General features: G+C 74.3%; 20 protein-coding genes. 6 read left to right on the top strand and 14 right to left on the bottom strand.

The window, feature by feature from the left end:
* Window positions 1-3: 3 nt before the first annotated feature.
* The 8 genes from ABT232_RS01200 to ABT232_RS01165 form a co-directional block, all read right to left on the bottom strand.
* A complete protein-coding gene (locus ABT232_RS01200; RefSeq protein ID WP_351834105.1) occupies window positions 4-2,523 on the bottom strand; it encodes a serine/threonine-protein kinase in 2,520 nt (839 codons plus the stop codon).
* The gene (locus ABT232_RS01195) at window positions 2,520-3,854 is read right to left on the bottom strand and encodes a coiled-coil domain-containing protein (RefSeq protein ID WP_351834102.1); all 1,335 of its coding nucleotides are present in this window, start codon (window positions 3,852-3,854) and stop codon (window positions 2,520-2,522) included. The genes ABT232_RS01200 and ABT232_RS01195 overlap by 4 nt, the downstream gene beginning before the upstream one ends.
* Before the next feature lie 37 nt (window positions 3,855-3,891).
* A complete protein-coding gene (locus ABT232_RS01190) occupies window positions 3,892-4,908 on the bottom strand; it encodes a glutamate ABC transporter substrate-binding protein (RefSeq protein ID WP_351834100.1) in 1,017 nt (338 codons plus the stop codon).
* A 14-nt stretch (window positions 4,909-4,922) separates the two neighbouring features.
* Window positions 4,923-6,299, bottom strand: coding sequence for a GlnX family signal transduction membrane protein (locus ABT232_RS01185; RefSeq protein ID WP_351834097.1), 1,377 nt, complete (start codon window positions 6,297-6,299; stop codon window positions 4,923-4,925).
* 115 nt (window positions 6,300-6,414) lie between these two features.
* Complete coding sequence (locus tag ABT232_RS01180; RefSeq protein WP_351834094.1) at window positions 6,415-7,485, bottom strand: N-acetylglucosamine kinase; 1,071 nt, start codon at window positions 7,483-7,485, stop codon at window positions 6,415-6,417.
* Entirely contained in the window at window positions 7,476-8,744 is a 1,269-nt protein-coding gene (locus ABT232_RS01175; RefSeq protein WP_351834092.1) for a 6-phospho-beta-glucosidase, read from the bottom strand. Before ABT232_RS01175 ends, ABT232_RS01180 begins: the two co-directional genes overlap by 10 nt.
* Before the next feature lie 13 nt (window positions 8,745-8,757).
* Window positions 8,758-9,969, bottom strand: a complete 1,212-nt coding sequence (locus ABT232_RS01170; RefSeq protein WP_351834089.1) for an ROK family transcriptional regulator — start codon at window positions 9,967-9,969, stop codon at window positions 8,758-8,760.
* Between the two features lie 173 nt (window positions 9,970-10,142).
* Window positions 10,143-11,234, bottom strand: coding sequence for a mechanosensitive ion channel family protein (locus tag ABT232_RS01165; protein WP_351834087.1), 1,092 nt, complete (start codon window positions 11,232-11,234; stop codon window positions 10,143-10,145).
* A gap of 304 nt (window positions 11,235-11,538) precedes the next feature.
* Here ABT232_RS01165 and ABT232_RS01160 point away from each other — a divergent pair, with 304 nt between their 5' ends.
* On the top strand, window positions 11,539-12,075 hold the full coding sequence (locus tag ABT232_RS01160; RefSeq protein ID WP_218517110.1) for an HNH endonuclease: 537 nt from the start codon (window positions 11,539-11,541) through the stop codon (window positions 12,073-12,075).
* A gap of 113 nt (window positions 12,076-12,188) precedes the next feature.
* Here ABT232_RS01160 and ABT232_RS01155 read toward each other — a convergent pair whose 3' ends face one another.
* The 4 genes from ABT232_RS01155 to ABT232_RS01140 form a co-directional block, all read right to left on the bottom strand.
* The gene (locus ABT232_RS01155; RefSeq protein ID WP_351834084.1) at window positions 12,189-13,541 is read right to left on the bottom strand and encodes an FtsX-like permease family protein; all 1,353 of its coding nucleotides are present in this window, start codon (window positions 13,539-13,541) and stop codon (window positions 12,189-12,191) included.
* Window positions 13,538-14,248 carry an ABC transporter ATP-binding protein gene (locus tag ABT232_RS01150; RefSeq protein WP_351834081.1) on the bottom strand — a complete coding sequence of 237 codons (711 nt, stop codon included), beginning with the start codon at window positions 14,246-14,248 and terminating at the stop codon, window positions 13,538-13,540. Before ABT232_RS01150 ends, ABT232_RS01155 begins: the two co-directional genes overlap by 4 nt.
* Window positions 14,245-14,778: a PadR family transcriptional regulator gene (locus ABT232_RS01145; RefSeq protein WP_351834078.1), complete on the bottom strand. Its 534-nt coding sequence runs from the start codon at window positions 14,776-14,778 to the stop codon at window positions 14,245-14,247. Before ABT232_RS01145 ends, ABT232_RS01150 begins: the two co-directional genes overlap by 4 nt.
* Before the next feature lie 79 nt (window positions 14,779-14,857).
* Window positions 14,858-17,734: a glycoside hydrolase family 84 protein gene (locus tag ABT232_RS01140; protein WP_351834076.1), complete on the bottom strand. Its 2,877-nt coding sequence runs from the start codon at window positions 17,732-17,734 to the stop codon at window positions 14,858-14,860.
* A gap of 298 nt (window positions 17,735-18,032) precedes the next feature.
* On the opposite strand from ABT232_RS01140, the gene ABT232_RS01135 reads away from it, so the two are divergent.
* From ABT232_RS01135 to ABT232_RS01125, 3 genes are all read left to right on the top strand, one after another.
* The gene (locus ABT232_RS01135) at window positions 18,033-18,284 is read left to right on the top strand and encodes a hypothetical protein (protein WP_351834075.1); all 252 of its coding nucleotides are present in this window, start codon (window positions 18,033-18,035) and stop codon (window positions 18,282-18,284) included.
* Entirely contained in the window at window positions 18,285-20,399 is a 2,115-nt protein-coding gene (gene malQ, locus ABT232_RS01130) for a 4-alpha-glucanotransferase (RefSeq protein ID WP_351834072.1), read from the top strand. It begins immediately after the preceding gene.
* Between the two features lie 74 nt (window positions 20,400-20,473).
* Complete coding sequence (locus ABT232_RS01125) at window positions 20,474-20,755, top strand: hypothetical protein (RefSeq protein ID WP_351834070.1); 282 nt, start codon at window positions 20,474-20,476, stop codon at window positions 20,753-20,755.
* 121 nt (window positions 20,756-20,876) lie between these two features.
* Here the strand turns inward: ABT232_RS01125 and ABT232_RS01120 are convergent, their stop codons facing one another.
* The gene (locus ABT232_RS01120) at window positions 20,877-21,401 is read right to left on the bottom strand and encodes a MarR family winged helix-turn-helix transcriptional regulator (RefSeq protein WP_351834067.1); all 525 of its coding nucleotides are present in this window, start codon (window positions 21,399-21,401) and stop codon (window positions 20,877-20,879) included.
* Window positions 21,402-21,518: 117 nt separating this feature from the next.
* Here ABT232_RS01120 and ABT232_RS01115 point away from each other — a divergent pair, with 117 nt between their 5' ends.
* Complete coding sequence (locus ABT232_RS01115; protein WP_351834064.1) at window positions 21,519-22,493, top strand: EamA family transporter; 975 nt, start codon at window positions 21,519-21,521, stop codon at window positions 22,491-22,493.
* 59 nt (window positions 22,494-22,552) lie between these two features.
* Here the strand turns inward: ABT232_RS01115 and ABT232_RS01110 are convergent, their stop codons facing one another.
* Window positions 22,553-23,044, bottom strand: a complete 492-nt coding sequence (locus ABT232_RS01110; protein ID WP_351834063.1) for a DUF1203 domain-containing protein — start codon at window positions 23,042-23,044, stop codon at window positions 22,553-22,555.
* Window positions 23,045-23,156: 112 nt separating this feature from the next.
* Between ABT232_RS01110 and pepN the strand changes: the two genes are divergently transcribed.
* A complete protein-coding gene (gene pepN, locus ABT232_RS01105) occupies window positions 23,157-25,748 on the top strand; it encodes an aminopeptidase N (protein ID WP_351834060.1) in 2,592 nt (863 codons plus the stop codon).
* Window positions 25,749-25,875 lie beyond the last annotated feature (127 nt).

The raw sequence follows: 25,875 nt of genomic DNA, 5'->3' as shown, positions 1-25,875 counted from the left end.
CAACTACACCCACGTCCGGGGGCGGTAACGATTGGCACGTTCCACCAGGTCGATCCTCTCCTCGCCGCCCCGCGCCAGCCGGGCCAGCGTGCGGTACGAACGCTCCAGGCCGAAACGCAGGCCCCGTTCGTCCAGGCCGCTGCCGAGCAGCGTCCGTCCTCCGGCGGCGGGAGGGACGGAACCCTGGCCACCGGAGAGTATCCAGTCCAGGGCACAACCGAGCACTTCCGTGGCCAACTGCTCGCGCCGCGTCGGATCCAGTCCGTACGCGTCGAGGGCCTCGACCTGACCGGCTGCCGCGGTCAGATCCTCCAGGAAGGGTACGTCGGAGGCGACGGCGGTGCGCTGCCGCAGCCGGGCGCGGACGGCGGCCACCCGGGCCGCCGTGTAGTGGATGGACGACTCCGGCACCGACTCCAACGTCCGCACGGCGCCCCGCCGGTTGCCGGTGGCGAGCTGGACGCGGGCCAGGCCGAAGGCGGCGCTCACACAGCTCGGGTCGGTCGACCACACCAGGTGGTAGTACTCGGCGGCGTTGTCCAACTGGCCCAGCACCTCCGCGCACAGGCCGAGGGCGAGCTTGGGGGCGGCCTCGCCCGGGAAGGCGTCGTAGATCGCGTCGAAGGCGAGCGCGGCGCCCTCGTGGTCGCCGGTCACCAGCGCGGCGACGCCCCGGTACCAGACCACCCGCCAGTCGTCGGGCCGTTCCGCCTCCAGCGCCGCGAGGACGTTCAGCGCGGCCCCCGCGTCACCGCTCTCCAGCCAGGCGCGGACCTGCCGCAGCCCGGTCTCCGTGGACTGCGCCGGTACGGCGGTGAGGGCGGCGATCAGTTCGGCCGGCGCGGACGTCAGCAGACCGGCCAGGAAACCGGCGTTGGGGTCGGCCGGGTCGACCCGCGGGATCGGCAGCGCGAGCGCGGCGGCACCGGTCGGCACCGGCTTCACCAGCCCCGGAGCCGCAACGGCGGCGCCCTGCACGGCCAGCGGTGCGGCGGGTGCGGCGGTGGTGAGCTCCGGGCTCCGCCGCGGCCGGACCACCCGTGCCCCGAGCCGTGACACCTCCCCGTCGAGCTTCGGGAACAACTCGGAGTCGGTGACCCGCAGTTCGGGACCGAACAGGGTCGACAGCGCCGGCCGGGCCCGTCCCGTCCGGAGCGAGACGACCTCCCGCAGGACCCCGGTCAGCTGCTCCGCCATCTCCTGCGCGGAGGCGAACCTGCGGGCCGGGTCGGGGTCGGTGGCGCGCACCAGCAGGCGGTAGAAGGACTCGTACCGCCGGAAGACGTCGATGGTGTCGGGGTCCGGCAGGGAGTCGACGTAGAGGTTGGTGTAGCCCGCGAAGTCGAAGGTGAGCACGGCGAGGGTGCGGCCGACCGTGTACAGGTCGCTCGCCACCGACGGGCCGACCTCGGCGACCTCCGGCGCCTGGTAGCCGACGGTGCCGTAGATCGCCGACTCGTCGTCGTCCATGCGGCGCACGGCGCCCATGTCGATCAGTTTGAGCTGGTCCTCGGTCTGGATGGCGTTGTCGACCTTGAAGTCGCAGTACAACAGATTGCGGCTGTGCAGATGGCCGAGGGCCTCCAGGGCTTCGATGCCGTACGCGCAGGCCTGCTCCACCGGCAGCGGATCGCGCCGACCCTCCGGGGTGCGGCGGGCGTTGGCGATCTCCTTCAGGGACTTGCCGCCGACGTACTCCATCACGATGTACCCGTCCAGCGAACCGGTGCGCTGGTCCAGGTGCTCGACGAAGTTGTAGATCCGCACGATGTTGGAGTGCTCGATCTCCGCGAGGAACCGGCGCTCGGAGATCGCCGCCGCCATCGCGTCCTGGTCGCCGGTGTCCAGCAGACCCTTGAGCACCACCCAGCGGTCCGAGACCGCGCGGTCCACCGCGAGGTAGATCCAGCCGAGACCGCCGTGCGCCAGACAGCCCGCCACCTCGTACTGGCCGTGCACGATGTCGCCGGACCGCAGCTTCGGCACGAAGGAGTACGGGTGGCCGCACTTGGTGCAGAAGCCCTCGGTGCGGCCGGGCCGGTCGCCGCGCGCGCGGCCCACCGGCGCCCCGCAGTCCGAGCGGGAGCAGAACCGCTTGCGCTCCGGCACCTCCGGGTTCGCCAGCACCATCGCCCGCGGATCGGGCCGCGGCACGTCCGGCACCTGCACCAGGCCCGCGCCGAGCCGGCCCCGGCCGCTGGAGGAGGAGGTGGAGCCGGAGCTGCGCACCGACACCGAGCGGCTGGTGGCCCGGCCGGAGAGGGAGCGCGAGAGCCGCCCCGACACCGAGCGCCGGGACTTCGACGACTGCGACGACGTGCGCGAGCTGCCGGTGCGGGTGCTGCCGCTGCCCGCCGAGTCCTTGCCGCCGCCGGTCACCCCGGTGGGCGGCGAGCCGACCATGCCGGTGGCCGAGACCACCGGGGCGAGGCCGCAGGTGTCGCAGTACAGCTCGCCGCCGCCGACGTCCTCGTACGTCCCGCCGCAGTCCGGGCGCTGACAGGCGCGCGGTGTCTCACTCATCTCGCGGACTCCCCCCTGTGATCCTCCGGCCCGCCCGGCCCCGGCACCCGCGGCGCGGCGAGCAGTTCGGCCGCCGCCTGCTGGTAGCGCAGCACCGCCTGCTCGGCGACGCGCAGATCGCAGGGCGCGCTCCACAGCATGCGGCGGGCCGCGTCGTACCGCTCCACCAGCAGCGGGTCCTCCGCCAGGCCGTGCCGGGCGACCTTCGCCTTGTACGCGTCGAGCCGGCCGCGCAGTTCGGCACGGACCGCCAGCGGAGCCGTGACGGCGGTCAACGACTCGCGGGCGCGCAGCAGTTCGTCCTCCGCCTTCTGCTCCAGCGACTCCAGTAGCGGCGAGAGACGGTGCCAGCGCGCCTGCCGGCGGTACTCGGCGGCGGTGGCCAGCTGCTCCTGGAGCGCGGTCGGCGGGCCGCTGACGACGGGCACCTCGGTCGCGGCGATCTTCGCCAGCACCTCGCCGCGCGCGGTGCGGGCCTCGGCGAGGGTGCGGTCCGCGCGGGACAGCACGTCCCGCAGCCGGATGAGCCGCTGCTCGGCGTCCTGACGGACCGTCAGGACGGCGTCGATCTCACGCCGTACCTCCTCCAGGGCGCGGGCCTCGCGGTCGTACACCGTGGTGTCGGGCCGGCCGCCGCCCGGGGCGGAGGAGCCCTCGGCGGGCTTCCAGAACGCCAGCGGGTCGGAGACCACCTCTTCGCGGAGCCTGGTCAGGGTGCGGGTGATGCGCTCCAGGTCGTCGCCCGAGGGGTGCTCGCCGGGGCGGACGCCGACGGAGTGGGCGAGCTTGCGGGTGCGCTGCAGCTCGGCGGCCAGCAGATCGATCCGGGCGGGCAGCGCGGACCAGACCGCGTCGGCGGCGATCACCATGTCGAGCGAGGACGCGTACAGCTCGTTCATCCGGTCGACGAGTTCCGCCAGCGTGAAGCGCCGGCTGAGCCGGCCGGCGCCGCCGTCCAGGGTCGGCGCGGCGGCCGTCACCGCGGCGCTCCCGGCGACGGTGACCGCGTCGCCGCGCAGCAGCTCGGTCAGCTCCACCAGGTCCTCGCGGCTGGACCAGCGGCGGCGGGTGCGGATGTCGCGGGCGCCGCGCAGGGCGTCGGTGTAGGCGTCGAAGTAGGTCCACAGCAGGGTGATCGACGCCTCCGTGGCCGCCCACCGCTCCTTGGTGGTCCCGGTCAGCTCGGCGCCTTCGAGGAGCCGGCGGCCCGCGTGGTCCTGGAGGGCCAGCAGCGAGGTCTCGATCGCCTCGTGCTCCGCGCCGAGCCGCGCCAGCGCACGGTCCACCTCGTCCCTGTCCATCACCGGACCGGAGGCTCCCGTGACGCCCATCGATCACCTCTCGTTGCTGGGTCTGAGTCAGTAGCGGTCACTTGTAGCGCGGCGTCGGCGGGGTCGCCGACTCCGAGTCCTTACCCAGCGTCGGCGAGAGCCACTTGTCGTACGACGCCTTCCAACCGCCGTCCTCGCGGTAGTCCTCCAGTATCCGGTTGACCCGGCGTACCAGATCGTCGGCGTCCTTCTTCATCGCCACGCCGTAGTACTCGGTGGTGAAGCGGTCGCCCTTCAGCTCCACCGTGGGATCCTGAGCGGCCTGGCTGGCGGCGAGCGCGCTGTCGGTCACCACCGCGTCCACCTGGCCGAGCTGGAGCCGCACCAGGCAGTCCAGCTGGTTGGGGACGGTGGTGGAGATGTCGGCGGAGGCGGGCAGTTCGCCGGCCTTGCGGTCGGCGTCCAGCTTCTCGTACGCCGTCGAGCCCGTCGCCGAGCAGATCCTGCGGCCGGCGAGGGTGTCGTCGTAGCCGGTGATCCCGGAGGAGTCGGGGGCGAGGACCTGCTGGCCGGTGAGGAAGTACGGGGCGGAGAAGGCGACGTCCTTCAGGCGGGTGCAGGTGATGGTCATGGTGCGCACCACCATGTCGACCTGACCGCTCTGGATCGCCGGGACGCGCTGGTTGGTGGGGATGGCCTTGAAGCGGATGAGGTCCGGGGAGCCGAGCAGCTCCTCGGCTATCCGGCGGGCCAGATCGATGTCGAAGCCCTCCAACTGGACGGTCTCGGCGTCACTGTTGGGGTCGCGGTAGCCCCAGCGGTAGCTGTTCTGGTCGACGCCGACCGAGAGGTAGCCGCGCTTCTTGACGGCCGCGATCGCCGAGCCCTCGGCGGTGCCCGGCGGCAGGCTCCGGTCCTGCGGGTCCTCGCAGGTGTCGGCCTTCGCGGGGGAGCCGTCGGCCACTTTCCGGCCGCCCACGCCGGTGCTGCCGTCGCCGGGGGCCTGGGTGCGCGGCAGCAGCAGGGCGAAGGCCACCGCCAGGGCGCAGAGGAACGCCATCGCGCCCACGCCGCCCCAGCCCTTCAGGCCGGCCCGCACACGTCGTGCGTACATCGTCACGCCCCCTTTCACCGGTACTCCGACAGCCTGCGGCCGATGCCCAGCAGCGCGCCCGCCGCGCCCAGCACGGCGAGCGCGGCGGCGCCGACGGCCAGCCCGGTCATCGCGTCCAGGCCGTCGCCGGCCGCCCGCGCGAACTCCCGCTCCTCGTGCGCGATCGCGGTCTGGAGACTGTCGTCGACGCTGTCGAAGCACTCGCCGGTCGGCTTGTCGTCCCGAGCGCCGATGATCTTGTCGAGGGCCGCCTGGTAGTCGCCCGCGTCGTCGGCGTCGCGGGCCTCGCGGTGGCGGTCCTGCCACACGTCCATGCTGTCGGCGGCGGTCTTCACGGGCTTCTCGCCGGCCGGGTCGTCGGCCAGCGCGGCGGCCGCCTTGAGCCCCGTCGCGAGGTCCTTCATCGAGGCCTCGTACGCCACGTCGAACTTGTCGGCGAACTTCCCGGGCGCCGTCTCGACGGTCTCGGCGCCGCGGTTGACCAGGGTGAGGTTCTCGTTGCCCCGGGCCTTGAGGGAGGCGATACGGGCGTCGTGCAGGACGTCGAGGGAGCGCACGCCGTGGTCGTAGGAGTCGTGCAGGCCGGCGCGGGCGACGGTGTGGCCGATGACGAGCCAGAGCAGCACGACGGTGGTGGTCGCGGTGGCGGCGACCAGGCCCTGGTTGAGGACGCGGTGGGTGCGCCGGTAGTTGCGGTGCTGGGCCCAGGCGAGCGCGGCGAGCGCGGTGACACCGAGGGCGATGGCGGCCCACGGGTAGGGCGTGGCGCTCGCGTAGTCGCTGCGCAGACGCTGGTTCTCGGAGGTGTAGAGGGCCTCGGCGGCCGGGAGCATCTCCGTCTGCATCTTGTCGTTCGCGTACCGCAGATAGGCGCCGCCCAGCGGGTAGCCCTGGCGGTTGTTGGCGCGGGCCCGTTCGATGAGGCCCTTGTACTCGGGCAGGAGCCGGTTCAGTTCGGCGATGGTCCGCGCGGCGGGCGAGTGGGGATCGGAGTTGTTGGCCGCGTGGATCAGCTTGGCGGCGGCGGTGCGGATGTCCTTCTCGTACCGGTCCCTGCTGGCCTTGGTCTCCTGGCCGCCGGCGAGGAAGCCGCTGGAGGCGGCGGTGTCGGCGTCGGCGAGGGAGCGGTAGATGTCGGCGGCGGCGGAGCTGAGCGGCCGGCTCTTGTTCAGGACGTCGTCGGCGGCGGCCGCGCGGTCCGTGGTCTGCCAGGCGGTGACGGCGCCGAAGGCGACGACGAGGAGGGCCAGTACGGCACCGATGATGCGCAGCCGGCCGGGTTCCGTGGTGGCGGCCGCGCGCACGCGGTCCACGCCCTCGGCGAAGGCGGTGCGGCGGGGTGCCTGCGGCGGCTGTGGCGGTGCCGCGCTGCCCGTGGGCGTGTATGTCACCCTTGACCTCCCCCGTGGTCATCTGTCGCCGCAAGTATCGCTGCCGGGACCGGCATCCGCACCGGCCTTCACTGGATCTTGATCGGATCGCAGCGCGCGTGGCACCTCTCCCCGCTCATGAATACGCCGGTGGGGGCGGTTCGGTTCCGCTCGGGGCGCACAGCGGCCGCCCCGCGCCGGCCGTGCACGCCTGCCCGCGGCGGACCCTAGGGGGTGTCTCGTCGAAGTGAGCGCGCAGCCGCCGGTGTGCCTCCGGGGCGGCCGCGACGCGGTCCAGGCCGAGGAGGGCCGCGCCCAGGACCGGGCCGGCCGTGACCACGTGCGGGACCGCCTCGGGGGCGCGGGAGGCCAGCAGGTCCGCGATGCCGCGCTCCAGTCGGGCGTGCCGCGCGGCGAGGATGCCGCCGCCCAGCACCACGGGCGTCCGCTCGGCGAGGAGGTCGAGGCGGGTGAGGGCGACCACCGCCATGGTGACGATCTCCTCGGCGAGGCGGTCGACGAGGGAGCGGGCGACGGGGTCGCCGCCGTCGGCCGTGGCGAAGAGGACGGGCGCCAGTTCGTGGCGCCGGGCGTCGGGGACGCGGCCCAGGTGCAGCGCCTCGATCAGGGCGTACATGGAGGGCAGCCCGAAGTGGGCGGGGAGGGCCGAGGCCAGCTGTGTGGGTCCGCCGCGCCCGTCCTCGGCGCGGGCCGCGTGGAACATCGCCTCCTCCGCCAGGCCCCAGCCGCCGCCCCAGTCGCCGGAGAGGCGTCCGAGCGCCGGGAAGCGGGCGGTGCGGCCGTCGGGGCGCATGCCGACGCAGTTGATGCCGGCGCCGCAGACCACGGCGACCCCGCGCGGCTCGGTGACGCCGGCCCGCAGGACGGCGAAGGTGTCGTTGCGGACCTCGGCGGTCGCGCCCCAGCCCTGGGCGCGGACGGCGGCGGTCAGGGTCTCCTCCTCGACCGGGAGGTCGGCGTTGGCGAGGCAGGCCGACACATGGGCGACGGAGTCGGCGCCGGCGGAGTCGAGGGCGCGGCCCACCGGGTCGGCGAGCGCCGCCATCGCCGCGTCCAGGCCCACGGCCGGCGGACGGAAGCCCCCGCCGCGGGCCGTGGCCAGGACGGTGCCGTCGGCGGCGACCACCGCCACCTCGGTCTTGCTGTTGCCCGCGTCGACGGCGAGGACTTGTGCGGTCAGGCCCACGCCAGGTGCTCCCGGTTGTGTGCGATCAGCCGGTCGGTGAGGGTGTCGGCGTACGCGTACTGGCCGATGAGGGGATGGGCGAGGAGCGCGTCGAAGACGCGGTCCCGGCCGCCGTGCAGCGCGGCGCGCAGCGCCAGGTCCTCGTACGCCGTCACATGGGCGATGAGGCCCGCGTGCAGCGGGTCCACCGGTGCCACGGGCAGCGGGGCCGGGCCGCCGGGGGTGCGCACCGCCGCCGGGACCTCGATCACCGCGTCGTCGGGCAGGAAGGGCAGCGTGCCCTCGTTGCGGACGTTGACCACCTGGTAGGGGCTGCCACCGCCGCCCAGCAGGGCCGCCGCCAGGTCCACCGCCGCCTCCGAGTAGAAGGCGCCGCCGCGCCGGGCCAGCAGCTCCGGCTTGGAGTCGAGGGCCGGGTCGGCGTACAGCCTCAGCAGCTGCCGCTCCATCTCGGCGACCTCCGCCGCGCGGGAGGGCTTGGTGCGCAGCTCCCGGACCACCTCGTCGTGGGCGTAGTAGTAGCGCAGGTAGTACGACGGGACCACGCCGAGGCGGTCCAGGAGGGCGCGCGGCAGCCGCAGGTCCGCGGCGACGGTGTCGCCGTGCTCGGCGAGCAGGCGGGGCAGCGCGTCCTCGCCCTCGGGGCCGCCGAGGCGGACGGCGGTCTCCCAGGTGAGGTGGTTGAGGCCGACGTGGTCGAGGTGGACGGAGGCGGGCGCGACGTCCAGCAGCGCGGCGAACTTGCGCTGGAGGCCGATCGCCACGTTGCACAGGCCGACCGCCTTGTGCCCGGCCTGGAGCAGGGCGCGGGTGACGATGCCGACCGGGTTGGTGAAGTCGATGATCCAGGCGTCGGGGCTGGCGCGGCGGACCCGCTCGGCGATGTCCAGGACCACCGGCACCGTGCGCAGCGCCTTGGCGAGGCCGCCCGCGCCGGTGGTCTCCTGGCCGACGCACCCGCACTCCAGGGGCCAGGTCTCGTCCTGTTCGCGGGCCGCCTGGCCGCCGACGCGCAGCTGGATCAGCACCGCGTCCGCGCCGTCCACGCCCGAGTCGAGGTCGGTGGTGGTGACGATCCGCCCGGGATGGCCCTGGCGGGCGAAGATCCGGCGGGCCAGGCCCGCCACCAGGTCGAGGCGGTCCGTCGCGGGGTCGACCAGGACCAGTTCGTCGACGGGGAGGGTGTCCCGGAGGCGGGCGAAGCCGTCGATCAGTTCGGGCGTGTAGGTCGAACCGCCGCCTACCACGGTGAGTTTCATTCGTCCTGACCCTTCAGCGCGAGGTGTCGAAGACCTCGTCGCGGGTGGCCGCGAGCGCGCTCTCCAGCGCGCCGCGGAGCACGGGGTGTGCGGTGACGTCGCCGAGCACGAGCCGCGGCCGGGGCGCGGCCAGCTCGGCCAGTTCGGCCTGGACCAGGGCGCGCAGCGGCTCGCCGCCGGCGGCCAGCGCGGTGCCGCTGAGCACCACCAGCTCCGGGTCCAGGACGGAGACCAGCGAGGCCAGACCGGTGGCGAGACGGGTCGCGTAGGTCCGCAGCAGCCGTCGGTGCGGGGCGTCGTCGGCCTGTGCGGCGCGGGCCAGCAGGGCCGCCGCGACCTCGGCGTACGGCCCCGTCGGAAGGTCCGTCAGACCGAGGTCGCGGGCCAGCCCGAGGACCGCCCGGGCGCCGGCCAGTTCCTGGTAGCCGCCGCTGTTGGCCTTGCCGACCTGGCGCACCAGCGGGGTGCCCGGCACCGGCAGGAAGCCGACCTCGCCGGCGCCGCCGGTCCAGCCGCGGTGCAGCCGGCCACCGAGGACCAGGGCGGCGCCGAGGCCCTCCTGGTTCCACAGCAGGACGAAGTCCTCGTGGCCGCGGGCCGCTCCGAGCCGCTGCTCGGCGATCGCGACGAGGTTGACGTCGTTCTCGTACTCGACCGGCATCGGCAGCGCGGCGGCGAGTTCGTCGAGCAGGGTGGGGGAGTGCCAGCCGGGCAGGTGGGAGGCGTAGCGCAGCCGGCCGGTGTGGGGGTCGAAGGCGCCGGGGGTGGCGATGACCAGCCGGTGGACGTCGTCGCGGGTCAGGCCCGCCGCCTTCACGGCACCGTCGAGGGCGTCGGTGACCTGGCGTACGACGGGCCGGTCGGAGCGGCGGCCGGGGGTGGCGACCTCGTGGGTGCCGACCGTGCGGCCGGTGAGGTCGGCGACGGCCGCGCGGATGCGCTCGGGGGTGACGTCGAGGCCGGCGGCGTGGGCGGCGGCCGGGTTGATGGCGTAGAGCTGGGCGCCGGGCCCGGGGCGGCCCTCGGTGGTGCCGGTCATCAGGACCAGTCCGGCGGCCTCCAGGCGGGCGAGGAGCTGTGAGGCGGTCGGCTTGGACAGGCCGGTGAGCCTGCCGATCCGGGTGCGCGAGAGGGTGCCGTGCTCCAGGAGCAGGTCCAGGGCGGCGCGGTCGTTCATGGCGCGCAGCACGCGGGGAGTGCCCGGTGTGCCGGGAGGTCCTGGCATGCGAGTCGACACCTGCCTTTCGAGGGTGCCCGCGGCCGCTGTCAGGAAAGTTTCCTGACATTTCTCGGGGAAGCTAGTCCGCCGCGCGGGAGCCGTCAAGAGACGACGGCGCCCCCGCGGGCGACGGAGTCGTCACCTCGCGGGGGCGCCGGTGGAGTCTGGTGCGGTGCGGCCTACTTGGTCAGCGGCGGCGTGATGGGGGAGGCCGCCGCGGACTGCGGGGAGGCGGTGTTGGCGTAGACCGAGGGGGCCGCCATGCCCGCGGTCGGGTCGGCGTCGGCCTCGGTGTCCGACTGCGCCGGAAGGCCGCCCACGATCCGGATGCCCTCGGCGTCGAGGGCCCGCTTGACCCGCCAGCGCAGCTCGCGCTCGATGGTGAGGGCCTTGCCCGGCATGGTCTTCGCCGACAGGCGCACCACCATCGAGTCCAGCAGGACGCTGTCCAGGCCCAGGATCTCGATCGGGCCCCACAGCAGCTCGTTCCAGGGCTCCTCCTTGCTCATCGCGTCGCCGACCGCGGTGAGCACCGCCTTCACGTGGTCCAGGTCCTCCGACGGACGGACCGTCACGTCGACGCCCGCGGTGGCCCAGCCCTGGGAGAGGTTGCCGACCCGCTTGACCTCGCCGTTGCGCACGTACCAGATCTCGCCGTTGTCGCCGCGCAGCTTCGTCACGCGCAGGCCGACCTCGATCACCTCGCCGGAGGCGACGCCCGCGTCGATCGAGTCACCGACGCCGTACTGGTCCTCCAGGATCATGAACACGCCGGACAGGAAGTCGGTGACCAGGTTGCGGGCGCCGAAACCGATCGCCACACCCGCGACACCCGCGGACGCCAGCAGCGGCGCGAGGTTGATCTCGAAGGTGGCCAGGATCATCAGGGCGCCGGTGCCCAGAATCAGGAAGCTCGCCACCGAGCGCAGCACCGAGCCGATCGCCTGCGAGCGCTGCCTGCGGCGCTCGACGTTCACCAGCAGGCCGCCGATCGCCGTGCCGTCCACCGACTGCACGGTGCGGTTCATCCGGTCTATCAGCTTGGTGATCGCCCGCCTGACCACGACTCTCAGCACCGCCGCGATCACCAGGATCAGCAGCACCCGCAGGCCGATCGCCAGCCAGGTGGACCAGTTCTCCTCGACCCAGCCGGCGGCGTTGGACGCGCTCTCCTGGGCGTCCTGGAGCGAGGGCACCGACGGCACCGTCGTCTCGGACGGGGAGGGCGACGGCGAGGAGCCGGCGGCCGGTAGGACGGCGGACAAGGACACGGCGGGAACCTCCAGGTGCAGCGGTCTGTCGCCGGCGAAGTGGTTCAGGTCACGGAAAGGTCACCGGACGGGCAGAACCACCACACTAACGGGGCATTGTGTGTGCACCCGCGTGGTTCGCGAAGGAGAGACCGTACTCACCTGGGCTTGAACAGGTCCCCCACCGGGGGATGAATCAGATGTGGTCGAAAACACTCCCAGCCCGTTACCGGGACATGGTGGCGCGTTCACCAGGCATGAGGGGAGACTGACTGCAGATCGTCCCGGCGCGAGCCACGCGCCGCCGGCGTACAAGGAGGCATCCGTGCCGCATGTCCTGGTCCTCAACGCGTCGTACGAGCCCCTCGGCGTCGTACCGCTCCGCCGCGCGCTCATCCTCGTCCTGGAGAACAAGGCCGTGTGCCTTGAGGAGTCCGGCGCCTATCTGCACAGCGCGACCGTCACAGTCCCCGCACCCAGCGTGGTCCGGCTCAAGCGATTCGTACGGGTTCCCTACCGGGGGCCCGTTCCTCTGACCCGCCGGGCGCTGTTCGCCCGCGACGGGGGCCGGTGCATGTACTGCGGTGGCGTCGCAACCAGCGTCGACCACGTCATCCCGCGCTCGCGCGGAGGCAAGCACGTCTGGGACAACGTGGTGGCTTCCTGCCGCCGCTGCAATCACGTCAAGGCCGACCGTCACCTGGTGGAACTGGGCTGGCGACTGCGGCACAAACCCGCCCCGCCCACCGGCCTGGCCTGGCGCATCATCGGGACCGGGCACCGGGATCCGCGCTGGCTGCCCTACCTCCAGCCGTACGGCGCGGACGACGCTCTGGCCCGGATCGACGGCATCTCCGCCTGACGGTCCGGGCTTTCGCACAGCCGGCCGGAGCAGCGGAGCGACGGTCCTCGCGGGGACCGGGGAGACCCCCGTCCACCCCGGTCCCGCAGGGCTGCCCGCCCCGCCCCTCGCGGCTACGCGTAGCGCAGCTCGCCGGGGTGCGCCGACCTGCGCAGCAGCGGCAGCGAGGTCGCCGCGGCCAGCAGACAGGCGGCGTACACGGCGACCGGCACCAGCAGGGCCACCCACGGTACCGAGCGGCTGCCGCCGTCGTCGGTGAGCGCGGCGTACCCGGTGCCGACCAGCATCCCGCCGAGACCCGCCAGCAGCACCGCGGGCGCCAGCGGCAGCGCGGTCTGAAGCAGCAGCGCCCGGCCGAGCACCGCCCGCGGCACCCCGGCGGCCGTCTGCGCGGCCAGGCCCCGACGACGGCCGGCCAGGGACTCGGCGGTGCCGACGGCCAGCCCGAACAGGGTGATCAGCAGGGCGACGCCGATCGCGGCGGCCGTCAGATCGATGCCGGCCGTGTAGAAGCCCCGCGACTCGCCCAGGTGCTTGTCCGAGGCGAGGATCTCCAGCAGCACCTGCCGCACGCCCACGAACGCGGTCGCCACGATCGTCACCAGCAGCACGGCCGCGTGGCCGCGGGCCGCCGCCCACGGGTCGTCGCGCAGCCGCTCGGCCGCGATCAGCACCGCCGGCCGCTCGGTGCGGGCCGCCAGCAGCCGGCCGGTCAGCCTGGCGGTCGCGCCGACCAGCCACAGCGCGGCCGTGCCGATCACCACCAGCAGCGAGAAGACCAGCAGCGGGCCGAGGGCCACACCGCGGTGCGTGCCGCGGCTCGACAGGGTGAGGTACGACAGCACGGACGCCCCGGCGAACAGCGCCACCGCCAGCAGGAACATCAGCCCGGGCCGCGGCTGCGGCCGCACCCGGCGCACCAGTCCCAGCGGTGAGGCCACCACCCGGCGCAGTGCCAGCACGCTCACCGCCGCGCCGACCACCGGCACACCGGCCGCGACGACGGCGATCCCGGCCCAGGCCCAGCCGGACGGCACGCTCCAGTTCGTCACCAGCAGCAGCACCGAGAAGACGGTGGCGACCGCCGAGCCCGCCAGACAGGCCAGCCCCGCCTCGGCGGCCGCGATCCGCCGCACCTGCCGGGGCGTGGCGCCGGCGAGCCGCAGACCGGCCAGCCGCCGGTCCCGGTGCACCGCGCCGATCCGGGCGCACTGGCCGAGGAAGCCGAACACCGGCACCAGCAGGAGCAGCAGGGTCAGCACCGCGCCCTGCCGCTCCCCGGGCTGGTCCAGCAGGCCGTGGGCGAAACCGAGCGAATGGTGGCCGCGCAGCGCGGTCAGGACCACCGCGACCAGCGCGAACCCGGTCGCGAGCAGCGCGCCGAACGCGGTGAGCGCGATCCGCCACCACTCGCGCCGGTCCGAGCCGGACACCAGCAGCCGGGCCAGCCGCAGATCGGTCCTCATCGGCGCACCTCCCGCACGTCCGCGCCCTCGGCGAGCAGCGCGCCGTCGCGCAGCGACACTTCGCGGTCGGCGTACGCCGCCACCCGCGCGTCATGCGTGATGAGCAGCACGGAGGTGGCGGACTCGCGGGCGGCGTGCGCCAGCGCGGTCATCACCTGCTCCCCGGCGAGCGAGTCCAGCGCCCCGGTCGGCTCGTCGGCGAAGACCACCTTCGGCCCGGTCACCAGGGCCCGCGCCAGCGCCACCCGCTGCGCCTGACCGCCGCTCAGCTCGCCGGGCCGCAACTCCTCCTGGCCCCGCACCCCGAACCGCTCCAGCCACTCGCCGGCCGCCGCGTGCGCCTGCCGGCGGCCGTGGCCGGCCAGCAGCAGCGGCAGCGCCACGTTGTCCACCGCCGTCAGTTCCGGGATGAGCTGCCCGAACTGGAACACCACACCGAACTCGGTGCGGCGCAGCTCGCTCAGCCGGGCCTCCGGCAGCTGGTCGACGCGCTCGCCGCCGTAGGTCACCGCGCCCGCGTCGGGCCGGACGATGCCCGCCAGGCAGTGCAGCAGCGTGGACTTCCCGCTGCCGCTCGGGCCGGTGACGGCCAGGATCTCGCCGGCCGCCAGCTCGACGGACGCGCCGCGCAGCGCTTGCGTCCTGCCGTGCGCCTTGACCAGGCCGCGGGCCGCGAGCAGCGGTGCGGTGCCGTTGTCGGGCGTCATCTGTGGTCTACCTCCGCGGTCAGGGACGTCAGCCGGGCCGCGGTGGTGGTCATCCAGCGCAGGTCGGCGTCGAGGTGGGTGAGGGCGTAGTCGGCGGACAGGACCGTCGACAGGTCGGCGCCCGGGGCGGTCTTCACGGTCGTCAGCTCGCGCATCCGCGCCATGTGCGCGGCGCGCTGGTCGAGCAGATAGCGCTCGGGGTCGCCGCCCGCGAGGATCGCGACGACGACCTTGGCGAAGATCTCGTTCGCGACGAAGGGCGCGGGCGGGGTGATCTCCCCGGCCCAGTGGGCGAGTTCGTCCGCGCCCCGGGCGGTGGAGCGGTACAGGGTGCGCTCGGGGCCGCCGTCGGCGTCGGTGCCGTCGACCTCGGCGAGTCCGTCGCGGACCAGCCGTTGCAGGGTCGTGTACACCTGCCCGTAGGCCAGCGGACGGGCCTGCGGGAAGCGTTCGTCGTGCCGTCGCTTGAGGTCGTAGCCATGGCTGGGACCTGCGGCGAGCAGCCCGAGCAGGATGTGGCGGGTGCTCATGGAGATCATTATGTACTCGGTATATGTACTGAGTGAATAGCTGGCGCCGAGAAGTTTTCGACCGCCCTGCCGTCAGGACTCAGTCGCGGACCGCGTACGCCTCCACCGACCACAGCGAGTACCCGTACTGCGTGCCCCGCTCCTCGCCGCGCACCCGCAGGTACCGCACGTCCCGCTCGTCCATGCGCAGTTCCTCACGACCCCCGCGGCCGTCGCGCACGGTCGCGGCCGTGCGCCAGTGGCGGCCGTCCGCGGAGACCTGGACGCGGTACGCCGACGCGTAGGCGTCCTGCCAGCGCAGCACCACCCGGCCAAGCCGGGCCGGACGGGCCAGCTCCACCTGCCACCAGGCGTCGTCCGCCACCGGTGACGACCAGCGCGTGCCCAGATCGCCGTCGTTGGCGGCGGCCGCAGGGAAGTCGGGCGTCTCGTCGCCGGAGGACCGCGCGGTGCCGCCGCGCGCCAGATCGGGGCCGCCGGTGGGCGGCACCGCGCGGACGGTGAGCGTGCGGGTCAGGCCGCCGAAGGCGAGCGTGACGTCGTACGAACGGGCGGGCGTCCCGCGCGGGACCCGCACCTCGACCGGCACCTGGACCGCCGTGCCGCGCGGGAGGGCCAACGGGCCCTCGGGCACACGGACCTCGACGCCCTTCGGTGCCTTCGCGGTGAGCCGCCCCCGCACCTCCCCCGGCCGCAGCGAGGCCAGCCGGACCGTCACGCGCCGGGCCGCGCCGATATCCGCGTCCACCGTGTCGCGCCCGGTCGTCAGGGAGACGGCGGGGGAGTCGGCGAACCAGGGCACCAGGTGCCGCACCCGGGAGGGCTCCGGGCCGCTGACGCGCAGGGCGTCGGCGCGCACCCGGGCCGGGAGTTCCGTGGCCCCCGACCGGTCCAGCGCGCCGAGGGACCGCCAGCCCTCGCCGGGCACCTGGGCCTCGACCGTGCCGCCGGTCCCCGGCTCCGTCAGGGCCGTCACCGCGCTCAGCTCGCGGGTGCGCGGGAAGCGCAGGGTGCGGCCGCCGTCCGGGTCGCCGGGCCGCGCGGCGGGCTCGTCCGCCAGGCCCGCCCAGGTCTCGTACGCCCGCCGCGCCCGCGCCAGGAACGGATCCAGCACCCCCTCGCCGACCGTGACCCGAGCCGAGGCGAGACGGGTGCGCAGGGCGCCGAGGGCGCGGTACGCCGTCCAGGCCGCCGCCGGATCGCCCGCCCGCTGGGCGCGCAGCATCTCCAGCGCGGCCGTGCCGGCCTCGCCGTACCGGGACAGCTGCTCGGTCCAGGGGGCGACCTCCGCGGCCAGGGAGGTGCCCGCCAGCCGGTCCGGGGTCTGCCGCAGCACCGTGAAGGCGGCGCGCAGCCGGTGCTCGGCGTCCGCGCCGGTGTCCGCGCCGGCCTGCGGACGGGTCCGCCAGAACTCCTCGATCAGGGGCCGCAGATACGCCGATTCCGGCCCGCCGAGCACCGAGGACGCGTCGTTCCCGGCGAGCGCCGCGAGCGCGGCCCGGCGGCTCTCGTCGCCGCCCGCCAGATCGTCGATCGCGGCCCGCCAGGACTCCTGGGGGCGGTAGGCGCGCGGGTTCCAGGCGTAGTCGGCGGCCGTGAACAGCGGGATGCGGGAGGCCGTGGCCTGCTCCATCGCGTTGGTGAGCAGCGCGGCGGAACCGGTGGCGACGGCCGGCTCCCGGCCGGTGTACGGGCCGAGGAAGACCCGGCCGGGCGCGTAGTCGTTGACCGGGTAGTTGTCCATGGTGACCAGCGGATGCCGGAACACCTCCCGCGCGGTGGCCAGTTCCCGGCCGGTGATGGTCCGCGGCACCACTCCGACGCCGGTCCACGCCACCGCCACCCGCGCGTCCAGCGCGCCCGCCAGCTCCCGCCGGTAGGCGGTGGTGCCGTCCTGGTAGTACTCGGTCGGCATCAACGCGAGCGCCGCGCCGCCCGGGTGGCGTTTAGCCAGGTGGCGGGCGACCGCGTCGGCCACGCGCGCGTGCGCCCGCGCCGCCGCCTCCGGCCCGGAGCCGAACCGCTCCGCGTCCGCCTCGCAGTGCCACTCGCTGTAGCTGACGTCCTGGAACTGGAGCTGGAAGGACCGGAAGCCCAGCGCCCACATGGCGTCCAGCTTCCGGTTCAGCGCCGTCACGTCCGCGTCCGACGAGAAGCACATCGCCTGCCCCGGCGCCACCGCCCAGCCGAGCGTCACATGGTTGCGGCGCGCCCGCTCCGCCAGCTCCCGGAACTCGGCGCGCAGCCGCTGCGGGTAGGGCTCCCGCCAGCGGGCCTGGCGGTAGAGGTCGTCACCGGGGGCGTACAGATAGCGGTTCTGCTTGGTGCGGCCCATGAAGTCCAGCTGGGCCAGCCGCTCCTGCTGCGTCCACGGGGTGCCGTAGAAGCCCTCGGCGGTGCCGCGTACGGCGGTGCCGGGCCAGTCGCGGACGACCGCGCCCGCGAGCGTGCCGCCCGGGCGCACCAGCTGGCGCAGCGTCTGCACGGCGTGGAAGAGGCCGTCCTCGCCCGCGCCGGAGAGGGTGACGCCGTCCGGGCCGACGGCGAGCCGGTACCCGCCGGACGGCAGCGCCCGCCGGTCGCCCGGACGGGCCCGCTCCGCGCCGACGCGCACCACCAGGGCGCCCGCGGGCAGGGGGGCGCCCGCGGAGAGCGCCGCGATCCGGCGCGCCCCCGCCTCCCGCAGCACCGCGCGCAGCGCCTCCAGGTCGGACGAGCCGGCCGTCCCGTCGGTGACCAGGGCGACCTCGTCGGTGACCGCGGCCGGGACGCCGGTGGCGCGCAGGGACTGGGGGCGGGGCCAGACGGAGAGCTCGGCGGAGGCCGCGTCCGGTGTCCGCTCGGCGGCCGGACCGGGAGCGGGCGGGGCCGCGACGGCGGCCGGGGCTCCGCCCAGGGTTCCGGCGACGACGGCGAACGCGAGCGCGACCGCGCTCCTTCCACGCCGCAGCTGCACGGGCCCCCTCCTCGACGTCGGTGCTCCAGGCGTTCCCGTTCCCGTTGTTCCCGTTCTCGTCACTCGCACGGCTCCGGCACGGGGCATCGAGCCCACCATCCGTAGGTGAGGGTGTCAACGGGCGTGGATGAAATGTACGGATTGCCGGAATCTGAAAGGGTGGGTGGGCGTGGAATGTGACGAGAAGTGTGGTGTCCGCCATCCGGGGCGTCTGCGAACGCGCTCACTGGGTAGGGCTGCGGTTACCCGCTCGGCGCCGTCCTCGGCGTCCGAGACCGCAACCGACAAGGAGGCCACCGTGGCCGCATCGGCACACCTGCTCCTCTCGGCCCTGTCCAAACGCCCGGCGGAGTCCTCCGCCCACCTGCCCGAGCAGTTCCGCGACGACCCTTGCGCGGACCCCCGCACCGAACCGCACCTGTGCATGTTCAGCGCCGAGAGCTCCTGCGCCCAGACCCCCCTGACCAGCGAACCCCCGCTGCCCGACGCCGAGCCCCTGACCAGCGAACCGCCGCTCGCCGCCCCGGACACCGACTTCGCGAGGCCGTAGATGACAGCTCCCCGCCCGGCCGCAGCCGCCGAAGCCGACCTCCCCGGCGAGGAGCTGACCCGGCTCGCCGAACTGCACGGCGTGGCCACCTCCTACCGCCCGGCCCCCGACCGCACCGTCGCCGCCTCCGCCATCGCCGTCGTCCGCGCCCTCGGCGCGCTCGGCGTCGACGCGGGCAGCCCGCGCGCGGTCCGCGAAGCGCTCACCGCCCGCCGCCGGGAACTGGCCGGGCTACTGCTGCCGCCGACCGTGGTGAGCTGGGGCGGCGGCGCCGTGCCGGACGCGCTCGCCGCGCTGCCCGCCGGCACCCGGCTGCGGATCGAGACCGAGCAGGGCGAGACCCACGCCGCCGCCGAGCACCTGCCGCCCGGCGTCCACCGGCTGACCGCCACCGCGCCCGACGGCCGCACCGCCGACGCCCACCTGGTCATCGCCCCGGCCCGGCTGCCCACCCCGCCCGGACGCTCCTACGGCCTGCTGGTCCAGCTCTACTCGTTGCTCTCCCGGCGCTCCTGGGGCATGGGCGACCTCGGCGACCTCGGCGAACTGACCGCCTGGGCGGGCCGCGCCCTGGGCGCCGGGTTCATCCAGGTCAACCCGCTGCACGCGGCCGTCCCCGGCACCCCCACCGACCCCTCCCCCTACCGCCCCTCCTCCCGCCGCTTCCCCGACCCCGTCCACCTGCGGATCGAGGACGTCCCCGAGTTCGCGTACGCCGCCTGCGGCCCCGACGGCGAGCGGCTGCGGGCCCTGCTGGAGCGGGCCGGACGGCTGCGCGAGGCCGTCCTCGACAAGGGCGCGCTGATCGACCGGGACGCGGTGTGGGAGGTCAAGCGGGAGGCGCTGGAACTGCTGAGCGCGGTACCGCTCGGACCCGGCCGGCAGGCCGCCTACAGCGACTTCCTCGCCGAACAGGGCCAGGCCCTGGAGGACCACGCCACCTGGTGCGCGCTCGCCGAGGTGTACGGCTCCGACTGGCGGCAGTGGCCCGCCGGCCTGCGCGACCCCCGCTCCCCGGAGACCGCCCGCGCCCGCGGCGACCTCATGGACCGCGTCGACCTCCACTCCCGCCTCGCCTGGCTCACCGACACCCAGCTCACCGCCGCCCAGCGCACCGCGCGCGAGGCGGGCATGCCGATCGGGATCGTGCACGACCTCGCGGTCGGCGTGCACCCCGTCGGCGCCGACGCCTGGGCCCAGCAGGAGTACTTCGCCGCCGGGATGTCCGTCGGCGCCCCGCCGGACGCCTTCAACGCCCGCGGCCAGGACTGGGGTCTGCCGCCCTGGCGCCCCGACCGCCTCGCCGCCTCCGGCTACGCCCCCTACCGCTCGCTGCTGCGCGGCCTGTTCCGCTACGCCGGCGCCCTGCGCATCGACCACGTCATGGGCCTGTTCCGGCTCTGGTGGGTCCCCGAGGGCCTGCCGCCCACCGAGGGCACCTACGTCCGCTACGACGCCGAGGCCATGCTCGCCGTGCTGGTGCTGGAGGCCTCGCGGGCGGGCGCGGTGGTGATCGGCGAGGACCTCGGCACCGTCGAGCCCGGCGTGCGCGAGCGGCTGCGCGAGCGCGGGGTGCTCGGCACCTCCGTGCTGTGGTTCGAACGCGACTGGGACGGCGACGCCGCGCCGCTGCCGCCCGAGGCCTGGCGCGCCGACTGCCTCGCCACCGCCACCACCCACGATCTGCCGCCCACCGCCGCCCGGCTCACCGGCGAACACGTCGACCTGCGCGACCGGCTGGGCCTGCTGACCCGCCCGCCGGCCGACGAGCGCGCCGAGGCCGCCGCGGACACCGGGGAGTGGCTGGGCCTGCTGTCCCGGCTCGGCCTGCTGCACGGCACCGGCGGGGGCGGCGACACCTCCTCCGAGGAGGCCGAGGTCCAAGCCGTCCACCGCTTCCTGCTGCGCACCCCGGCCCGCATGGTGGGCGTCTGGCTCCCGGACGGCATCGGCGACCGCCGCCCGCAGAACCTGCCGGGCACCTGGGACGAGTACCCGAACTGGCGGCTGCCGGTCGCCGACGCCGAGGGGCGGGCGGTGACGCTGGAGGACCTGGCCGCCTCCGCGCGGCTGCGGGCCCTGATCGAGGTGCTGCGGGCGGAGGCGGGGCGGTGAGAGGGCGGCGGCCAAAGGCCCCTACGGCACCCCCGGGCGCGCGCCCCCGAGCGGCGTTCGCTACGTTGGGGACCGTGGACAAGAAGAACGCCCTGCGCGCCGGCGCCCTGGCCGCCGGTACGACGCTGATGATGCTGCTCATGTCGTCTCCCGCCAGCGCGCTGAGCCGCGACGACGGTGACGACCCCGGCACGGGCCTGAGCGTCATCGAGACGCTGGGCCTCTACGTGATCCTGCCGCTCGCGCTGTTCGCGGTCATCGCCGGTCTGGTGATCGTCCTGGACAAGTCGCAGGAGAAGCACCGGGTGACCACCAAGAACATCAGGACGAGGGCCACGGCCGACACGAAGGCCTGACCCCCACTCACCCAGAGCACCGAGGGCGCCGGCCCGCCCCACGTACGCGCATCCGCCGTACGGGGGCGAGGCCGGCGCCCTCGTGCTGTCCTCCCACCCGGTCGGGGCGCCCTCCCGGCGTCTAGCGGTCGGAGCCCGAAGTCCCGGCCAGCAGTTCCCGCAGCAGGTCCGCCAACTGGCGGGCCTGCTCCTCCGTGAGAGCGGTCAGGGCCTCCGTCTGGGTGGCGAGGCCCGCGCCGACCGCCTCCTCGATCAGGGCCAGGCCCTCGTCGGTGAGGGTGACCTGGAGGCCGCGGCGGTCGTGCGGGTCGGGGGAGCGGCGCAGCAGGCCCGCGCGCTCCAGCTTGTCCAGACGGCCGGTCATGCCCCCGGTGGTGAGCATCAGGGTCGCGGAGAGCTGGCGAGGGGAGAGGGTGTACGGCTCGCCGGCCCGGCGCAGGGTCGCCAGGACGTCGAACTCGCCGCGGGAGATGCCGAAGCGGGCGTAGGTCTTCTCCGCGCGGTCGGCCATCGCGCGCGAGAGCCGGTGGATGCGGCCGAAGACCTCCATCGCCCGGGTGTCGAGGTCGGGGCGCACCGCGGCCCACTGGTCGACGATCGCGTCGACCGCGTCGCCGCCGGTCCTGCTGTGAGGGCTCTGCGTCATGCCAGGAGTATCCGCTGCCGCTCACTCGGCCGCAAGAAAGTAGCTTGACGGAAACTTGCTTAGCGCTAAGCTATTTGCAAGCAAGTGTTCACTGTCGTCGTGCCGAAGGGACCGGCCATGAAGCGGCCCGCGACCGTCCTGCTCACCGCTCTCGCCCCCGTCTCCTGGGGCACCACCTACGCCGTCACCAGCGAGTTCCTGCCGCCCGACCGCCCTTTGTTCACCGGTCTGATGCGGGCCCTGCCCGCCGGACTGCTGCTGCTCGCCCTCGCCCGCGTGCTGCCGCGCGGCATCTGGTGGGGCAAGGCCGCGGTGCTCGGGGCGCTCAACATCGGCGCGTTCTTCCCGCTGCTGTTCCTCTCCGCGTACCGCCTGCCGGGCGGCATGGCCGCGGTCGTCGGCTCGGTCGGGCCGCTGTTCGTCATCGGACTGTCCGCGCTCCTGCTCGGCGGGCGGCCCACCACCCGGTCCGTGCTCGCCGGGACAGCCGCCGCGTTCGGCGTCAGTCTCGTCGTACTGAAGGCGGCCGGGGCGCTGGACGCGGTCGGGGTGCTGTCGGCCCTCGGCTCCACCGCGTCCATGTCCGCCGGCACCGTCCTGACCAAGCGCTGGGGACGGCCGGACGGCGTCGGCCCGCTGGCGCTGACCGGCTGGCAGCTGACCGCGGGCGGGCTGATCATCGCCCCGGTGGCGTTCCTCGTCGAGGGCGCGCCGCCCGCGCTGGACGGCCCGGCGATCGGCGGCTACCTCTACCTCGCGCTCGCCAACACCGCCGTCGCCTACTGGCTCTGGTTCCACGGCATCGGCCGGCTCACCGCCACCCAGGTCACCTTCCTCGGCCCGCTCTCCCCGCTCACCGCGGCCGTCGTCGGCTGGGCCGCCCTCGGGCAGACGCTGACGCCGGTGCAGCTGGCGGGCATGGCGCTGGCGTTCGGCGCGACGGTGGCCGGGCAGTACACGCCGCGGACGACGCCCAAGCCGGTGACGACCGTGACGACGGTGACCGCGGTGCCGGGCGCATCGTTCAGTTCCGCTGAAAAGAACCGTCGAAAGGATTCGATGGACCTGACAGGTTCGGCGCTGCGACGGTAGCTCCACCGCGATCACCCGCCCGCATCTGCCGGGCGTCGACGCGAATTGTCAGACACGCCCTAGGAGATGTCCCGCCGCACCTCGTACAGGAAGCAGCCGTACTCCAGCGCCCGTACGTGCACCAGCGCGACCGCCGGATCGGCGAAGGCCTCCGCGAAGGCGGCCTCGAAGGCGTCGGGGGAGGGGTCCGTGACCAGCCGGCCGCCGAGGATGCGGCCGTCGGCCGCGTAGCGGCGGACCACGCGGGGCGCGTTGGTGAAGGGCAGGCCGGTGCCGTCGGCCGGGCCGGGGCAGTCGGCCGCGTGGACGAAGACCGGGCCCTGCTCGTCGTAGGCCCCGGGATCGGCGCCCGTGGCGGCCGCCCAGCGGCGCAGCGGGGCGTACGAGACCAGGGCGATCGACTCGCCGGGCCGGCTGCGGCGCAGACAGCAGCGCAGCGGCGCGCCGCCCTCGTCGTCGGTGAAGGGAACCGGCACCCGCCCCGCGTCGTCGGCGGAACGCAGCTCCTTCAGGGCCGTGGGCGGGAGGGGCTGTGCGGTGTGGGTCGTCATGAGCCCAGCCTCACGCGCGGGCGGCCCGCCCACCGGCGGGAAACGGACATCGCGCTGTGTGCAGGTCCCGTGGAAGGATGGCGCAACCCACACATAACGAGGAGATGACCGCGTGCCTGGCACAAACCTGACTCGCGAAGAGGCGCAGCAGCGGGCGAAGCTGCTCACCGTTGACTCGTACGAGATCGATCTCGACCTCTCCGGCGCGCAGGAGGGCGGCACCTACCGGTCCGTGACCACGGTGCGCTTCGACGTCACCGAGGACGGCGCCGAGTCGTTCATCGACCTGGTGGCGCCGGCGGTCCACGAGGTGGCCCTCAACGGTGACCCGCTCGACCCCGCCGAGGTCTTCGAGGACTCCCGGATCGCGCTGCCCGGTCTGCTGCGGGGCCGCAACATCCTCCGCGTCGTCGCGGACTGCGCGTACACCAACACGGGTGAAGGCCTGCACCGGTTCGTCGACCCGGTCGACGACCAGGCCTACCTCTACACCCAGTTCGAGGTGCCGGACGCCCGCCGCGTCTTCGCCTCCTTCGAACAGCCCGACCTGAAGGCGACGTTCCAGTTCACCGTGCGCGCGCCGGAGGGCTGGACGGTGATCTCCAACTCGCCGACGCCGGAGCCCAAGGACAACGTCTGGGAGTTCGAGCCGACGCCGCGCATCTCGTCGTACATCACCGCGCTGATCGTCGGCCCGTACCACTCGGTGCACAGCGTCTACGAGAAGGACGGCCAGAGCGTCCCGCTCGGCATCTACTGCCGTCCCTCGCTGGCCGAGTTCCTCGACTCGGACGCCATCTTCGAGGTGACCCGGCAGGGCTTCGACTGGTTCCAGGAGAAGTTCGACTACGCGTACCCGTTCAAGAAGTACGACCAGCTCTTCGTGCCGGAGTTCAACGCCGGCGCCATGGAGAACGCGGGCGCGGTCACCATCCGCGACCAGTACGTCTTCCGGTCGAAGGTCACGGACGCCGCGTACGAGCTGCGCGCCGAGACCATCCTCCACGAGCTGGCCCACATGTGGTTCGGCGACCTCGTCACCATGGAGTGGTGGAACGACCTGTGGCTGAACGAGTCGTTCGCCACCTACACGTCGATCGCCTGCCAGGCCGCCGCGCCCGGCTCGCGCTGGCCGCACTCCTGGACCACCTTCGCCAACTCGATGAAGACGTGGGCCTACCGCCAGGACCAGCTGCCGTCCACCCACCCGATCATGGCGGACATCCGCGACCTGGACGACGTGCTGGTCAACTTCGACGGCATCACCTACGCCAAGGGCGCCAGCGTCCTCAAGCAGCTCGTCGCCTACGTCGGCGAGGACGAGTTCTTCCGCGGCGTGCAGGCCTACTTCAAGGCGCACGCCTTCGGCAACACCCGCCTGTCCGACCTGCTGGGCGCCCTGGAGGAGACCTCCGGCCGCGACCTGAAGACCTGGTCGAAGGCATGGCTGGAGACGGCCGGCATCAACGTCCTGCGCCCGGAGATCGAGACCGACGCCGACGGCGTCATCACCTCCTTCGCCATCCGCCAGGAGGCGCCGGCGCTGCCCGCCGGCGCCAAGGGCGAGCCCACCCTGCGCCCGCACCGCATCGCCGTCGGCCTGTACGACCTTGACGAGGCCACCGGCAAGCTGGTGCGCGACGAGGAGCACGGGCGTATCGAGCTGGACGTCGACGGCGAGCTGACGGCCGTGCCGCAGCTGGCCGGCCGGCCGCGGCCGGCGGTGGTCCTGCTCAACGACGACGACCTGTCGTACGCCAAGGTCCGCCTGGACGAGCAGTCCCTCGCCTTCGTCACCGAGCACCTCGGCGACTTCGCCTCCTCGCTGCCGCGCGCCCTGTGCTGGGCCTCGGCCTGGGACATGACCCGCGACGCCGAGCTCGCCACCCGCGACTACCTGTCGCTGGTGCTGTCCGGCATCGGCAAGGAGTCCGACATCGGCGTGGTGCAGTCGCTGCACCGCCAGGTCAAGCTCGCCATCGACCTGTACGCCGACCCGGCCGGCCGCGAGGCCCTGCTCACCCGCTGGACCGACGCCACGCTGGCGCACCTGCGGTCCGCCGAGGCGGGCAGCGACCACCAGCTGGCCTGGGCGCGCGCCTTCGCGGCGACCGCCCGCACCCCGGAGCAGCTGGACCTGCTGGAGGCGCTGCTCGACGGCTCGCAGACGATCGAGGGCCTGGCCGTGGACACCGAGCTGCGCTGGGCGCTCGTCGAGCGGCTGGCCGCGGTGGGCCGCTTCGACGAGGCGGAGATCGCCGCCGAGTACGAGCGGGACAAGACGGCGGCCGGCGAGCGCCACGCGGCGACCGCCCGTGCCGCCCGTCCGACGGCCGAGGCGAAGGCGGAGGCCTGGGCGTCGGTCGTGGAGTCCGACAAGCTGCCGAACGCGGTCCAGGAGGCGGTCATCGCCGGCTTCGTCCAGACCGACCAGCGCGAGCTGCTGGCGACCTACACCGACCGGTTCTTCGACGCGGTCAAGGGCGTCTGGGAGTCCCGCTCCCACGAGATGGCCCAGCAGATCGCCGTCGGCCTGTACCCGTCGGTCCAGGTCTCCCAGGAGACCCTGGACAAGACGGACGCCTGGCTGACGGCCGCCGAGCCGAACGCGGCCCTGCGCCGCCTGGTCTCGGAGTCCCGCGCGGGCGTCGAGCGCGCCCTGAAGGCGCAGACGGCGGACGCGGCGGCGGCCGCCGCGCAGTAGCGGCGGCCCCGTCTCGCACGTACCGAAGGGCACCCGGTCTCCGCCGGGTGCCCTTCTTCCGTTCCGGGCACGCCCTAGGTCCGACGGTGTACGGCGAACCCCTCCGCGGTCGGACGCGGACCACGGA

This window comes from Streptomyces sp. NPDC001532 (genome assembly GCF_040298625.1).
GTDB lineage: Bacteria > Actinomycetota > Actinomycetes > Streptomycetales > Streptomycetaceae > Streptomyces.
Note: the sequence above shows the minus strand (reverse complement) of the source record. Positions and strands in the feature narration are given on the sequence as shown.

What these genes read in the sequence shown, in the direction of transcription:
- ABT232_RS01200 (WP_351834105.1), bottom strand. Translation starts at nt 2,523, where the DNA reads ATGAGTGAGACACCGCGCGCCTGTCAGCGCCCGGACTGCGGCGGGACG.
- ABT232_RS01195 (WP_351834102.1), bottom strand. Translation starts at nt 3,854, where the DNA reads ATGGGCGTCACGGGAGCCTCCGGTCCGGTGATGGACAGGGACGAGGTG.
- ABT232_RS01190 (WP_351834100.1), bottom strand. Translation starts at nt 4,908, where the DNA reads ATGTACGCACGACGTGTGCGGGCCGGCCTGAAGGGCTGGGGCGGCGTG.
- ABT232_RS01175 (WP_351834092.1), bottom strand. Translation starts at nt 8,744, where the DNA reads ATGAAACTCACCGTGGTAGGCGGCGGTTCGACCTACACGCCCGAACTG.
- ABT232_RS01170 (WP_351834089.1), bottom strand. Translation starts at nt 9,969, where the DNA reads ATGCCAGGACCTCCCGGCACACCGGGCACTCCCCGCGTGCTGCGCGCC.
- ABT232_RS01155 (WP_351834084.1), bottom strand. Translation starts at nt 13,541, where the DNA reads ATGAGGACCGATCTGCGGCTGGCCCGGCTGCTGGTGTCCGGCTCGGAC.
- ABT232_RS01150 (WP_351834081.1), bottom strand. Translation starts at nt 14,248, where the DNA reads ATGACGCCCGACAACGGCACCGCACCGCTGCTCGCGGCCCGCGGCCTG.
- ABT232_RS01145 (WP_351834078.1), bottom strand. Translation starts at nt 14,778, where the DNA reads ATGAGCACCCGCCACATCCTGCTCGGGCTGCTCGCCGCAGGTCCCAGC.
- malQ (WP_351834072.1), top strand. Translation starts at nt 18,285, where the DNA reads ATGACAGCTCCCCGCCCGGCCGCAGCCGCCGAAGCCGACCTCCCCGGC.
- ABT232_RS01120 (WP_351834067.1), bottom strand. Translation starts at nt 21,401, where the DNA reads ATGACGCAGAGCCCTCACAGCAGGACCGGCGGCGACGCGGTCGACGCG.
- ABT232_RS01115 (WP_351834064.1), top strand. Translation starts at nt 21,519, where the DNA reads ATGAAGCGGCCCGCGACCGTCCTGCTCACCGCTCTCGCCCCCGTCTCC.
- ABT232_RS01110 (WP_351834063.1), bottom strand. Translation starts at nt 23,044, where the DNA reads ATGACGACCCACACCGCACAGCCCCTCCCGCCCACGGCCCTGAAGGAG.